Origin of the sequence: Marinobacter sp. M-5 (assembly GCF_032911545.1) — a bacterium.
Taxonomy (GTDB): domain Bacteria; phylum Pseudomonadota; class Gammaproteobacteria; order Pseudomonadales; family Oleiphilaceae; genus Marinobacter; species Marinobacter goseongensis.
On record NZ_JAWJEK010000001.1, the window covers coordinates 36,940 to 50,582 of the forward strand.

The 13,643-nt window shown below is 61.1% G+C and carries 13 protein-coding genes; 10 read left to right on the plus strand and 3 right to left on the minus strand.

Features of this window, described 5'->3' with window-relative positions; all coding sequences use genetic code 11:
* Window positions 1-22 precede the first annotated feature (22 nt).
* From R0125_RS00150 to R0125_RS00180, 7 genes are all read left to right on the plus strand, one after another.
* Window positions 23-1,708 carry a diguanylate cyclase gene (locus tag R0125_RS00150; RefSeq protein ID WP_317236721.1) on the plus strand — a complete coding sequence of 562 codons (1,686 nt, stop codon included), beginning with the start codon at window positions 23-25 and terminating at the stop codon, window positions 1,706-1,708.
* Between the two features lie 29 nt (window positions 1,709-1,737).
* Window positions 1,738-2,133, plus strand: coding sequence for a response regulator (locus R0125_RS00155; RefSeq protein ID WP_317236722.1), 396 nt, complete (start codon window positions 1,738-1,740; stop codon window positions 2,131-2,133).
* Window positions 2,134-2,232: 99 nt separating this feature from the next.
* Window positions 2,233-2,553 carry a DUF2288 domain-containing protein gene (locus R0125_RS00160; RefSeq protein WP_317236723.1) on the plus strand — a complete coding sequence of 107 codons (321 nt, stop codon included), beginning with the start codon at window positions 2,233-2,235 and terminating at the stop codon, window positions 2,551-2,553.
* An 18-nt stretch (window positions 2,554-2,571) separates the two neighbouring features.
* On the plus strand, window positions 2,572-2,943 hold the full coding sequence (locus tag R0125_RS00165) for a hypothetical protein (RefSeq protein WP_248181673.1): 372 nt from the start codon (window positions 2,572-2,574) through the stop codon (window positions 2,941-2,943).
* A 33-nt stretch (window positions 2,944-2,976) separates the two neighbouring features.
* Complete coding sequence (locus tag R0125_RS00170) at window positions 2,977-3,885, plus strand: lysine exporter LysO family protein (RefSeq protein WP_317236724.1); 909 nt, start codon at window positions 2,977-2,979, stop codon at window positions 3,883-3,885.
* A 104-nt stretch (window positions 3,886-3,989) separates the two neighbouring features.
* Window positions 3,990-4,949 carry an ABC transporter substrate-binding protein gene (locus R0125_RS00175; RefSeq protein WP_317236725.1) on the plus strand — a complete coding sequence of 320 codons (960 nt, stop codon included), beginning with the start codon at window positions 3,990-3,992 and terminating at the stop codon, window positions 4,947-4,949.
* Window positions 4,946-7,222, plus strand: a complete 2,277-nt coding sequence (locus R0125_RS00180; RefSeq protein WP_317236726.1) for a diguanylate cyclase domain-containing protein — start codon at window positions 4,946-4,948, stop codon at window positions 7,220-7,222. Before R0125_RS00175 ends, R0125_RS00180 begins: the two co-directional genes overlap by 4 nt.
* Before the next feature lie 19 nt (window positions 7,223-7,241).
* Here R0125_RS00180 and R0125_RS00185 read toward each other — a convergent pair whose 3' ends face one another.
* Complete coding sequence (locus tag R0125_RS00185) at window positions 7,242-8,051, minus strand: TatD family hydrolase (RefSeq protein ID WP_317236727.1); 810 nt, start codon at window positions 8,049-8,051, stop codon at window positions 7,242-7,244.
* 129 nt (window positions 8,052-8,180) lie between these two features.
* Between R0125_RS00185 and R0125_RS00190 the strand changes: the two genes are divergently transcribed.
* From R0125_RS00190 to R0125_RS00200, 3 genes are all read left to right on the plus strand, one after another.
* On the plus strand, window positions 8,181-9,011 hold the full coding sequence (locus R0125_RS00190; RefSeq protein WP_248181668.1) for a polyphosphate kinase: 831 nt from the start codon (window positions 8,181-8,183) through the stop codon (window positions 9,009-9,011).
* Between the two features lie 29 nt (window positions 9,012-9,040).
* Window positions 9,041-10,312, plus strand: a complete 1,272-nt coding sequence (locus R0125_RS00195) for a D-amino acid dehydrogenase (protein ID WP_317236728.1) — start codon at window positions 9,041-9,043, stop codon at window positions 10,310-10,312.
* 182 nt (window positions 10,313-10,494) lie between these two features.
* A complete protein-coding gene (locus R0125_RS00200) occupies window positions 10,495-11,769 on the plus strand; it encodes a methyltransferase (RefSeq protein WP_317236729.1) in 1,275 nt (424 codons plus the stop codon).
* Here R0125_RS00200 and R0125_RS00205 read toward each other — a convergent pair.
* Together R0125_RS00205 and R0125_RS00210 are read right to left on the minus strand one after the other, a co-directional pair.
* Complete coding sequence (locus R0125_RS00205; RefSeq protein ID WP_317236730.1) at window positions 11,726-12,211, minus strand: DUF4124 domain-containing protein; 486 nt, start codon at window positions 12,209-12,211, stop codon at window positions 11,726-11,728. The genes R0125_RS00200 and R0125_RS00205 overlap by 44 nt on opposite strands.
* A gap of 109 nt (window positions 12,212-12,320) precedes the next feature.
* Complete coding sequence (locus R0125_RS00210) at window positions 12,321-13,514, minus strand: OmpA family protein (RefSeq protein ID WP_248181664.1); 1,194 nt, start codon at window positions 13,512-13,514, stop codon at window positions 12,321-12,323.
* Between the last annotated feature and the right edge of the window lie 129 nt (window positions 13,515-13,643).

The window sequence follows — 13,643 nt, forward strand, 5'->3', positions numbered from 1 at the left end:
AGCGGATCTGATTGAGTCGCATATGTCCGAAGCACACAGGGTCGATATTAAGGAAAAGCTGGGTCTTTTGAAGGCGCGCTTCGAGCAAAAAGCGCTAGCTGATCAGCAGGCCGTGTGTGACGCATTGCGCCTTGCGGCAACTGGAGACGGCAATCCGGAAGCACTGCGGCTGGCCTATCAGTCGCTGCACCGGCTGGCGGGTTCCGCAGGAACCTTTGGGTTTCGCGCCCTCGGTGATGAAGCGCGAGCGCTGGAACTGGAACTCAAGCCGTATGTAGACGGCGACGGCACCGGGCCGGGTAACGAGCGGGTTACGATCGCTGAGCTTCTTGATGATCGGTTCATGGAGCGAGTCAGGAAGCTGTCAGATCTCCTGACTGCGGAAGAGGCCACCGCGGAAGCCCCTGAGCATTCAGCAGAGAGGCATGTCGCGTCCTCGGAGCAGCTCGAAGTGCTGATTGTCGAGCCTGATGAAAAGGCCGGGGAGTCGCTTGCCGCCGCACTGCGCCCTCACGGGTTCATCGTGCAATGCGTTACCTCGTTCGCTCTCCCGTCTGACTCTGTGTCTCTCAACGCAGCCGTGGTGCTTGTCCGTGACCGCGTGCTGATTCAGCAGAGTGTTTTGCCGGTGATTGGCGAAACGCGGGCTCCCATGATTTGTATCGGTTCGGAAGATACCTTTGAAAATCGCTATCGGCTCGCATCGCTTGGAGCCGATGGTTATGCAAGCGAGCCAATTGATGTGCCTGCGCTGGTTGACTGCATGGAGCGGCTCATCAGTGAACGAACTGAATCCGACTCGGGCCGGGTAATGATCGTTGATGATGACCAGGAATTGCTTGAGCACTACAGCGTGGTTTTAGAAAATGCCGGGTTCGACGTGCGCAAGGTGAGCTCACCGTCCAAGGTTTTGAGTGCGTTGTCGGAGTTCCGCCCTGACATCATGCTCATGGACATGCAGATGGGACCGTTCAGCGGGCCGGTTCTCGCGAGGATGCTCAGGTTTGAATCTGAGTGGGTGGGGTTACAGATCATTTTTTTGTCGTCTGAGGAGGACAGGGAGTTTCAGTTTAATGCCTTGTCGCAGGGAGGCGATGACTTTCTGGCCAAACCGGTTACCGATAGCATTCTGGTTCAAGCGGCCAAAGTTCGATGCTATCGCGCCAAACAACTGGATAAGCTTGCTTCCCGCGACAGCCTGACCGGCCTGCTGAAACACTCGTTGGCTAACACTGAAGTTGCCAAGGAGCACGCGCGTTGTCAGAGGCTGGGGGAGCAGTCTGTTGTGGCGATGCTGGATCTTGACCATTTCAAACAGGTGAACGACCGGCATGGGCACAGGGTCGGTGATCTGGTGATCAAAGGTCTGGCAAACGTTCTTCGGCATCACTTCAGACAAACGGATGTTATTGGTCGCTATGGGGGTGAAGAGTTCATCGTGGCGCTGCCAAACTGCTCGATTGAGGACGCGAGACAATCGATGCAGGAGGTGTGTAATCAGCTGTCAACGATTACCTTCAAGGGAAGCGAGGCCCCGTTTTCGGTAACGCTGAGTGTTGGTATTGCCCCGCTTGGCGGCTTCAAGACAGCTGCCGATGCCATTGAGGCGGCTGACAGAGCTCTTTATGGTCGCAAATCCGGTGGCCGAAATGGCGTGACCGCAGTCGGGGATCTCGACAGTGTGCTGACGGGGGTTGAGCCAGAGTGAAATAAGCATCACAGACGAGGGATTTGTAGATGACTCGATCCGGCGCACAGCTACAGAGAATCATGCTGGTTGAAGATGAGGAGGATATCCGTGCCGTTGCTGAGCTTGCTCTTGAAGCCGTCGGAGGCTTCACCTTGCAGGCCTGTGGCTCCGGCGCCAGCGCGCTTGAGAACCTGGATGCCTTTAACCCCCAGTTGATCCTGCTGGATGTCATGATGCCTCAGATGGACGGGCCGTCGACCCTGCGTGCCATTCGTGAACGACCGGAGTTCCGCAATACTCCCGCGATTTTCATGACCGCTAAGGTGCAGCCTGAGGAGGTCAGAGAGTATCTCGCACAGGGCGCTGTCGACGTTATTCCCAAGCCTTTCGATCCGATGACGTTGTCTGAAAAGATCCGCGATATCTGGAAAAAGCTGGACTGAAGACTGCCCGTTCTCGAGTGGGAACCATTCGGTTCTACTGGTTTAGAGGAGGTCGAACGGGTAATCTGTAACTGTAATTTACTGGCTCCGAGGCACGTTATGTCGTCCAAATCGTCCCGCGACGAATTACTCACCAAACTGAACCTCGAAACCTCCCGAATCAGCTGGCACGACCTGCAGACCTACTACGCGCGCGGGCATGTTGTCCGGGTCGAGCCGGATCTGGACCTGCTGGATGTGGCCGCCGAACTGGCAGCGGACAACACCGCGCAGTTCCAGCAGTGGATGGCAGACAACCGCATCGGTGACGTTGCCCCGGAGCGTGCACAGGCCTGGTACGATGAAAAGACCGAGCTCTGGGCGGTGGTTGTCGCGCCCTGGGTGCTGGTTCAGGACCGCGGCGACCATGTACTGCACTGACGGCGACGGAGCGCGACAGTGAAACTGCACTACTTCCATGGCCGCTCACCACTCCGTGCGCTGGTTCTGGTGCGCGAAGAGCGCCGCGTTGAACTGTATGTAAAACAGGTGGGTGCCGATATCTGGGCATTGGTCGCCCTCAGCGGTACGGACGCCGGCCAGCCGGAAAAGCAGCGGTGCCAGGGCCCCTACCGCAGTGTCGGGCGTGCCGAAGCGGTACTGCGGGCCATTGCCGGAGCGCTGCTTGAGGATGACTACGACCCCAGGCCCGCCGATCACGTGGTATGGTCGGTGTCTGCCCAGCGTCTTGCCCGCAATCTCCGTACCGATACTGCAGCCATAGACAGCCGCTACCTGTTTGATCCCGATCAGTACGAGCCCATCGACTGATTTCAAGACCCCCACCCCCGTTTCGAGGACACCATGCTCACCGGCGCCTTGCTGATTCTTGCCCCTTTGTTTTTCGGTTTTGCCCTGCCGCTGCAGAACCGGCGGTTGATGACGGTGATTCATTACACCGTAGAGGCTCTGGTGTACTTCATTCTTGCCCTGTTGGGGCTGGGTCTTGGCCAGATGGAGGGGCTGACCCAGCAGCTCGGTGACATGGCCATTCAGGTGGCCGCACTGGTGGGGGTGTTGCTGGTGGCGAATCTTGCCGGTCTTTGGCTGTTCCACCGCTGGCAACCCATGAGTGTGGCGCAGGAGGAGAGTGCTCCGCGCCCCGGCTATCAGCGCCTGTTCCTGGCCGGCCTGAAACCGCTAGCGGCGGTGGCTTTCGGCGCGCTGGCCGGGTATTTTCTGTTGCCGGATCTGCCGCTGGCGGAGGATCTGGCGACCTGGTCGCTGATGCTGCTGCTGTTCCTGATTGGTTTGCAGCTGCGTAATGCCGGCTTGTCCCTGCGCAAACTGCTGATGAACCGTCAGGGGCTGGGTATCGCACTGGCGATGGCGGGCAGTTCGCTGCTGGCGGGCCTGGCGCTGATGCCGCTTCTGGCCTTACCGTGGCACGACGCGCTGGCGCTGGCCTCCGGCTTTGGCTGGTATTCGCTGTCGGGCATTGTAGTGGGTGACGCCCTCGGGCCGGCCTGGGGAGGGGTGGCCTTCCTCAACGACGTGATCCGCGAAATTATCGCACTGGCCATCATTCCGCTGTTGATTGCCCGCCGCCCGGCCATGGCCATCGGCTATGGCGGGGCCACCGCCATGGATTTCACACTCCCGGTGATCCGCAGCAGCGGCGGTCTGGCCTGCGTGCCGGTTGCCATTGCCTCGGGATTTATACTGTCGTTTCTGTCTCCGGTCCTGATGGGGCTTTTTCTGTCTTTTCACTAGATTTTATGCCGCGCAGAGCCCTATGAACGAAAGGCGGCCTTGTGCCGGTCTATTATGTGATACAACGTTAGTCATAATTCATGCAGACGCCCGGAGTCTGGTTCATGCGCCGTCGCCAATTTATTGGATTGCTGGCTTCTGCTTCCCTGGCGGGTGCTGGCCTTCCGGGTTGCAGTCGGAGACCGCCACTGCAGGTTGGCGTTCACCCCTGGATCGGCTATGAGTCTCTGTATCTGGCCGAGGAATTTGGCTGGCTGAAAGACACCGTCGCCCTGGTCAAGGGCGGAACCGGGTCGGAGTCCGTCAGAGGTCTGCGCGAGGGGCGCCTGGATGCGGCCGCCGTGACACTGGATGAAGCCCTACGGGTAATGGCGCTGGGCGTGCCGCTGACGGTGATTGCCGTGATGGATGTGTCCGCAGGTGCGGATGTGATCATGGCCCGTGCGGGGATGCAGTCACTGGACGATCTACGGGGAAAAAAAGTGGCGGTAGAGCTCGCTGGAGCGCCCGCCATCATGCTCCTCAGGGCACTGGAGCAGGCGGGCCTTGAGCCGTCAGACCTTGAGATTGTCGACCTTCCGGTTCATCAGCATTCCCGGGCCTGGCAGCGTGGTGAGATTGACGCATCCGTCAGTTATGAGCCTGTGGCGTCGGTGCTGGAAACCCGGGGGGCGGTCCGACTGTTTGACAGCCGTTCCCTGCCGGACACGATTTTCGATGTGCTTGTGGTGAATCGGGAACGGGCCGGCACACTGAAACCGGCGCTGAGGGATCTGCTGGCAGGCCATTTCAGGGGGCTGAGCCATCTGGTGAGAAGTTTTCATGATGCCGTCTACCGAATTGCCACCCGCCAACAGGTGACGCCCGAGGCTGTTCGCCGCGCCCTGGCGACCGTCATGCTGCCAGACCTCTCTGCCAACCAGCGGTATCTGGCACCGAGCGGCCGTGTCGAACAGGTGGCTGCCAGTCTCAACCAACTGATGCTCAGGGAAGGGCTACTTAAAATGCCGGTTGATCTGAAAGGGTTGTGCGATGCGTCCTTCCTCCCACGGGGGCCGTTGTGAAGCGTCTGCAGCGACTGTCCTGGTTGTTTCTTCTGCTGGTTTTGAACGCGCCGATTGCCACCGCAAAGGAGGAGATCACCCTGGGGGTGTTCGCCTATCGTCCGGCGGATGTCATGTTGATGCAGTATCAGCCGCTGGCGGATTATCTGAGCGAGAAAACCGGGCTGGACGTTCGCCTTGAAGTACTGGCGCAGGACGACATGAACCGTGCCCTCGCCGCCAACCAGTTGGACCTGTTTCTGACCAACCCCAGCCATTTTCTGGTGATCCGCAGTGAGCGCAGTGTAACCGGAGTGCTCGCCACGGTGCTGAGCCAATCCGGTGCGACCAGCACAGCGAGCCTGGGGGGCGTGATCATAGCGCGCCGGCAGCGGGACGACATCAACCGTCTGGAGGACCTTGATGGCCGGATTATCGCCAGCCCGGGCGTGCATTTTCTCGGTGGCTACCAGAGCCAACTGCTTGAACTGATCGGGGTGGGCGTTGATCCTCGCCGCCGGGGCCGCATCAAGCTTCTGGGGAGCCACGATCGAGTGGTGCGCTCGGTGCTGGCCGGGGATGTAGACGCCGGCTTCATCCGAACCGGCATTCTGGAGCAGATGTCGGCGGAAAACCCGCGCCTGCGTGATCAGCTCAAGGTATTGAATGCCCAGAATCTCTCCGGCTTTCCTTATGAGGTGTCGACCCGGCTGTACCCGGAATGGCCGCTGGTGGCGCTTCCCCACGTGGATCAGGCTCGGGTTCGTCGCATTGCCTCCGCTCTGTTTGCCCTGGGCGCCGACGACCCTGCAGCCCGCGCCGCCGGCATCGCCGGTTTTGCACCTCCGGCAGACTATCAGTCCGTGGAATTGTTGGCCCGTGAGCTGCGGGTTGCGCCCTATGACCATGCCCCCCAACTGACGTGGCTGGATGCCTTTCATCAGTACCGGTTCTGGGTTGTTGCGGTGGGCCTGTTGCTGGCCCTTCTGTTGGCAAGTTCGGTTTGGCTGGGCCGCAAAAAGCGCCAGGTGGCGACGGAGCAGCGGCGTTTGCGCCGACTGATCCTGAGCTGGCCACAGCCCATGCTGATGATTCGCGATGGGCGTTTTTTTGATTTCAACCGTGCGGCGCTCGAGCTGCTTCGGTGTCCCTCCCATGAGTTCGTGATGGACAAGGCAGTCGCTTCCTTCATGCCGCTGTTGCAGCCGGGTGGCGAGAGCTCGGCGGCCAAGGTCGATGAGGTGATGGCGAGGGTCGGAGCGGGGTTGGTGGAAAGCGGAGAGTGGATATTCGAGCGCGCAGATGGCTCCCAACTGTGGGCGGACATGACGTTGGCACCTATCCATGAGGGCGGCGAACAGGACAACGTGATCCTCTGTGCGCTCTACGATGTGACCCGCCGAAAACAGGCGGAGCAGCGCCAGCGCCTGGCCGCCAGCGTGTTCGAGCATGCCAGGGAAGCCATTTTCATCACCGACGAGCACGGCATGGTGATTGACGTCAACGGCGCCTACTCGTCGATGATCGGGTACTCGCGGGCGCGGGCCACCGGCCGTTTACCGCCGCTGCCAATGGAGGAGGGGCCGGGCATTCTCCACACCGCCAGGGAGCGTGGGTTCTGGGCCGGCGAGTTCGTGTCGAAACGCGCCGACGGCAAGAATCTGACTCTTGCGCTGACGGTCAGCCGGGTGCTCGACGAGCGTGAAACGCTGACGCACTTTGTCGGCATTTTCAGCGACATCAGTCGTCTCAAGGAGCAGGAGAACACACTCCGCACCATGGCCCACTACGATGCGCTGACCCAGCTGCCCAACCGCTCGTTGTTTGCTGACCGCCTCCAGCAGACCATGGCACAGGCCCGCAGGCAGGGCGATCATCTGGCCGTGGTCTACATCGACCTGGATCATTTCAAACCGGTGAACGATGCCTTCGGCCATGGCGCGGGCGACGAATTGCTGGTGGAAGTGGCCAGCCGCATGCGCGCGATGCTGCGGGAAGAGGACACGCTGGCCCGGTTGGGTGGCGATGAGTTCGCCGCCATCATTGTCAACGTTCAGGACCGTACCAGCCTGGAGAAGCTGCTAAAACGGCTGTTGGTGGAAATCGCCGAGCCGGTCTGGGTTGCGGACCATATGGTCGAAGTATCCGGTAGTGTCGGCGTCACGTTGTACCCGCAAGCGGCCGAGCTGGATGGCGATCAGCTGCTGCGACAGGCGGACCAGGCCATGTACCGGGCCAAGCAGGCCGGCCGCAACGGCTACTGTCTGTTCGACGCCGGAGATACCGGGGCCTAGGGCAGCCCCGGTGGTGCGGTCAGGGTGTGTTGAAAAATGTGCGGATGCTGTTCTGATAGGTATGCGCCAGCACCTGATCCAGCGGCAGTTCCTTCACCTCGGCGATTTTCTCGGCCACAAACGGGATGTAGAACGGCGCATTTTCACGACCGCGATAGGGCACCGGTGTCAGGAACGGTGAGTCGGTCTCCAGCAGAATCTGTTCAATGGGCGCCATACGCACGATGTCCCGCACGTTTTCAGCCTTGTTGAACGTCGTAATGCCGTTGAAGCCGAGGCACCAGCCCTGATCCAGCGCGTATTTCGCCAGACCCGGGCCGGAGGTAAAACTGTGGATCACGCCCCGGCGCGTGAGCGTCGCCTCAAACTCGCTGAGGATGGCAATGGTGTCGTCGTCGGCATCGCGGCTGTGAATGACCACCGGCCGGTCGCTGTCACAGGCGATCTGCAGTTGGCGGCGGAACACCTGGCGTTGCACGTCCCGGTCGGCATTGTCATAGAAGTAGTCCAGCCCGATCTCGCCCACCGCCACGATCTTGTCGTCGCCGGCATGGGCGCGAATCTCCGCTTCCACCTCGTCTGAATAACTTTCCGCATCGTGGGGGTGGATGCCCTGGGTGCCATAGACCCAGGGCGCAATCTGGCTGAGTTCACGCACCCGCGCCAGGTTGTCCGGAGACACCGCGATGGTGATCACTTTCTCGATGTTGACCCGCTGTGCCTCCGCCAGTGTCTCCTCAAGGGGGCGATCTTTGAGGTAATCCAGATGGCAGTGGGTTTCGATGATGGGTTGATCGAATACGGGAATCTCGCGACGTTTTTTACTCATGGCCGGGTATTACACTCCAGGGCAGCCGGAACATTGACTGCTATGCTGAGAATTTGATGGCACAAGTTTACCAGCTTGTCCGATTGTTGGCCTGTATCGGACTGATAGTCAGTAGCACGGAGCATTCTGATGACGTTACCGGCGTTCGCGCGCGCATTTCTGTTCGACCCGGAAACACCCCGTTTCCGGGACTACCCGACCCTGCTTGACGATGATCGCGCCGTGCCGGCGTTGGAAGCCAGTCTCGAGCAGATCGGCGAGTACCAGCGGCGGCTGTGGGCCAACCGGCAGCGCGCTCTGCTGTTGGTGGTGCACGGCCCGGACACCAGTGGTAAGGACAGCCTGATCCGCACCCTGGCGACCTTCGCCGACCCGGCCGGTTTCCACGCCTGGTCGTTCAGCCGCCCCCAGGGGGCCGAAACCCGGCACGATTTTCTCTGGCGAGTAACGCCCTATCTGCCCGGGTTTGGTGACATGGTGGCGTTCAATCGCAGCCACCACGAGGCAGTGATCGCCGAACGGGTATGGCCTGTTCACCCGCCTGAACGTTACCACTGGCAGAACCGGTACCGGTCGATCCGGAATTTCGAGAGTCATCTGGTGGAAGAGGGCACCACGGTGATCAAGGTCTGGCTGAACCTGTCGGAGGATGAGCATCGTCAGCGCCTGCTCAAGCGGCTCGACAAGCCTCGCAAGCGCTGGAAGTTTGACCAATCGGATATTGATGGCTGGGAAAAGCGACAGCAGTACGAAGCGTTCGCGGAGGAAGCCGTAGCCGCGACTCATATCGCGGCGGCACCCTGGTTTGTTGTGCCCGGCGACCGCAAGCCCCAGGCCCGGGCCATCGTGGCGGCGATGCTTGCAGAGCAATTACAGCGGCTGGCTCCGGAATATCCGCAGGAGAACGCAGAGGTGTTGGAACGGTATCGCCAGCTGTTGGCGAGAAGCGGCGTGGAGTAAATGGGTTGGCGGACACAGAGGAACAGCCAATGAATGTTGTTGTTGTCGGTGGCGGAGTGGTAGGCATGACCACCGCGTACGAACTGAACCGTCGTGGGCATCAGGTCACGGTGTTGGAACGCCATGGTATTGCCGGCAATGAGACCAGCAAGGGCAACGCGGCCCAGCGCTCCTACGCGGTGGTGTATCCGTGGGCGGACCCCGCGATGGTTTTTAAGGCGCTGCCCTGGATCTTCAAACAGGACGGCCCGCTCAAGCTGCGGATGCCGCCCTCCGTAGAAACCCTCAGGTTCCTGTTTGCCACTCTGCGCTATGCCTGGTCGCCCGGGTTGTTTGGTCTGAACCGGCGGGCCATGCTGCGTTTGGGCAGCCACAGCCGGGAACGGTTTCTGGCGTTGGAACAGGAGCTGAGCCTGGCCTTTGATGGTGACCATCATGGGCTGCTTCATCTGGCTAGCACGCCGGAGGCAATGGATCACTACCGGGAAACCCACGACCTGCTGACGGAGCTGGGTATTCCGTCCCGCCTGCTGACACCGTCACAGGTGCGGGAGGCGGAGCCCGGCATGGTGGGCGATGGGCCGCTTTTTGGAGCCCTGAGTTATGACACCGACGGCACCGGTGACTGCCACCTGTTCTCGCGGGAACTGGCAACCGCCTGTGAGAAAAAGGGCGTGAAGATCCGCTATCGCGTGGAGGCAGAGAGGTTGATCGCCGATGCCCGGAACGTCACGGCCATCGCCTTGCGATCCGATGACGGAACGCTGGAAACCCTCGACGTGGATGCGGTAGTGGTCAGTGCCGGGTGCTGGTCAAATCACCTGGTGGCGCCGTTGGGTCTGGAATTGCCGATCTATCCGGTGAAGGGGTATAGCCTGACGGTTGCGCTGAAAGACCCGGGCCGGGCGCCGACCTCCACCATCCACGACGACAACTTCAAGGTGGTGTCCACCCGCCTCGGTAACCGGCTGCGGGCCACCGGTTTTGTGGAGCTCAATGATTTCAATCGCGATATTCCCGGCGCCAGGCTGGCGACCATCCGCAAATCGGTGGAGTCGAGGTTTCCCGGCTGTGCCGACCTGCAGTCTGCCGAGGCCTGGACCGGCTTCCGCCCGATGACCCCCGATGGCCCCGCGATCATCGGCCGTGGCCCCCGAGACAATCTGTATCTCAACACTGGCCACGGTACCTTCGGCTGGACCCTGTCTGCCGGCAGTGCCGATGTGATTGCTCAGGTCATTGATGGCGAGGAGCCGGCGGTCTGCCTGGATGCTTTTCGCCCCGGGCGATTCCGGGAATAATCAGCGTTTGTGCCGCAGGGTCTCCAGCCGCTGGCGGAGGGCGCCGAACCGGCGCCTCGTTGCGCGCCGGTTCCCCATTGCACGGACCCCGGCTCGCGCGGCCGAACACCAGAGCGGCGGTGGCGATGGCCGCGCTGACATTTTCCGGAACCTTGGGTTCAGCAAGTACAAAGGCCAGTTGCATGACGTTACCTCCGGCGGCGAGTTTACACGACCCGGTAGAAAGTATTTACAGCCACTGGCAGCGACTCAACCGGTGGTTGCTGGCGCACCAGGACCTGTGGCGCCCGGCGCCCTTTATGGAGCCGCGGCCGGGCTGGATCGGGCACTACCCCGGGCTGGCCGCGGAGGTGGAGGGCCTCAGCGACGCGGACTGCGCCGGTTTTGACGACCACCCCGAGTGGTTGGCCCAGCGCCTGTGTCGCTTTGTGCCGGCGCTGACGGAACGACCCTCGCTGGTGACGTTGCCGCAGTTGGTGAGCCATCCGGATGCCGCCATCGCCTGTACCCTGCCGGAAATTCGTGCCACCGACATGCCGGGTCGCAAGCGTTTGCAGGCCGGTGCATTCACGGCGGCGATTGTGCCGCTTGCCCGGCCTCTGCTGGACTGGTGCTGTGGCAAAGGCCATCTGTCACGAACCCTGTGCGGGCACAGCACGGAGCCGGTCACCGGGCTGGAATGGGACGACGCGCTGGTGGCGGATGGCAACCGCCTGGCCGGTCGGTTCAATGACGGTGTTACGCTGCAGCGCCAGGATGTGATGGCCCCCGACCTCACCCTGCCGGCCGGCATTCACGGTGTGGCACTGCACGCCTGTGGTGATCTGCATCGCCGCCTGATTCGCCGGGCCTGCGAGGACGGCGCGGCGCGGGTCAGTTTTTCACCCTGCTGCTATCACCTCACGGCCACGGCGGATTACCAGCCGTTGTCTGAGCGGGCGACCGCCTGCCCCGATGCCCTCACACTCAAACGCACCGAGTTGCGGCTGGCGGTGCAGGAAACCGTCACCGCGCCGGCCCGGGTGCGGGCGGAAAGGGCACGGGTCAGTGGCTGGCGCCTGGGCTTTGATGCCTGGCAGCGTGAACGGCGTGGCGTTGATGACTATCTGCCAGTGCCGTCGCATCCGACCAGACTGACGGGTGCGGATTTCGAGGCGTTCTGCCGATGGGCAGCGGAAAAGAAGGGGCTGGCCCTGGCGGCCGATACGGACTTTGCCTATTGGCAGCGTATGGGGGAGCAACGCCTGGCCCAGGTTCGCCGCCATGAACTGGTGCAGCATTTGTTCCGGCGTCCACTGGAGCTGTGGCTGGTTTTGGACTACGGCCTGTTCCTGGAAGAGCAGGGTTACGACGTCACCCTCGGCACGTTTTGCGACCGCGCGCTGACACCCCGCAACCTGCTGGTGGATGCGGTCAGGGTTGGCGGTAAACCACCTGCTCCACGCAGCCGTCCTTGAAATAGACGTAGGTCAGCTCGTAGAGTGCGCCGAAGTATTTGGTCTGGTATACCCAGGTTTCCTGGGGTGTGGGGTAGGTCTCCGGTGGGCGACCAAACGCCCTGAGAACATGATCTTTGGTCATGCCTTTGACTACTTGATTGCGGGTCAGGTAGGTGCGCAACTGGGTTGAGTTGATAAAGCGGCAGGTGTCCGGGCTTTCTTCGCGGGCAGTTTGCCGGTCGGTGGTATCGTCTGGATCTGCAGTCTCGGTCTCGGGTGGCAGGTTATCGCCGAAATTACCCCCTATGCGGTTGTCCCGAATGGTAACCACTTCCGCATTTTCACCGCAGGGTTGATCGGCAAAGCTGGTGCCGGTGTCGGTTGTGCATCGGAACACCTCGGCGTCGGCCGCGGGGGGCAGAGCCATCAACACCCACAGCAGTGTCATCAGACGGACCAAAACGCTCTCCTTACTCACTCACCTCAGATTCCGGCGTTATCGATGTTTCAGGCGCCGATAAAAAAGGCGCCCGGAGGCGCCTTTTCAATCAGGATGACCGGCTGATTTCTCAGCGGCGAACCTGAATGCGGGCTTCAACCCGACGGTTTTGCGCACGACCTGCCTGCGTATCATTGCTGGCAATCGGCTCTGCTTCACCGTAACCGGTAGCGCTGACGCGGTCTGCGTCGACACCCAGTGACTGGGTCAGTCGATCAGCAACGGCTTCGGCACGACGCTGAGACAGGAAGCGGTTGTATTCGGCCGCGCCTGTGCTGTCGGAGTGACCGGCGATTTCCACGGAAGTTTCCGGGTATTCCGCCATGAAGTCGGCGACCTTGCGGATTTCTGCGTCGTAGGTGCCGTCAATGACCGAGCTGTTGTTCGGGAACTGAACGCGCAACTCGATGGTTTCTACCGTTTCAGTGACACCTTCACAACCGGTGGCGTCAACCTCGGCACCGGCAGCGGTGTCCGGGCACTGGTCTTTGCTGTTGACCACGCCGTCGTTGTCGCTGTCCAGCTCACAGCCTTTGCTGTTGACGCTGGCACCCGCCGGGGTGTTCGGGCATTCGTCACGGCTATCGACGACGCCGTCGTTGTCGCCGTCACGCTCACACCCTGTGCTGTCGACGCTGGCGCCGGCCGGCGTGCCGGGGCACTGGTCGCGGCTGTCCGGTACACCGTCGTTGTCGGCGTCGCTGGGAGCCGGGGCAGCGGTGGTGCGGTTGAAGGCGTAGCTCAGGCCCAGAGAAGCCATGGTGTCGAAGGTGCTTTCATCGATACCGTGGAACTCGCGCAGATCACCGCGAAGGGAAATGTTGTCAGTGACGTTATAACGAACACCAACACCCACATTGACGCGGGTTTCATCGTGATCGGAGCCGGCGGTCTGCTGCGCGAGCACGTCATCACCGAAATCTGCATGGCCGGCACCCAGAGACACGTACGGGTTCCAGGCTTCTTCCTGACCGGCGAAGTAGTAGGTGCCGTCGAGGCGGAATTCCTCAAAGTCGGACGAACCTGAGACGTATTTACGGTCGGCATCCGCGCGGGAGAACACCACTTCCACGGCCCAGTTGGGCAGGAAACGGTACTCGGCGCCGACGCCGAAGGTGCCGGTCTCGCTCAGATCGCGTTTGTCGTCAAACAGCTGATAGCCGACAAAAGGGTTAACGTAAATGGTTTGTGTGTTGTCGGCCAGGGCCGGAGTGGCAAGGGATGCAGCCAGAGCGGCTGCTGTCAGTGGACGCATGATGCTCATGCAGAACCTCCTGTTCGGTTGTAGTTATAGGCAACTTTCAATCGTGCTTCTATCTTCTGGTGTTTCACTCACCTAGGTACGGGAAACCTACGTGAGAGGATTCAAAAACACAAAGAAAATCCGGGAAAT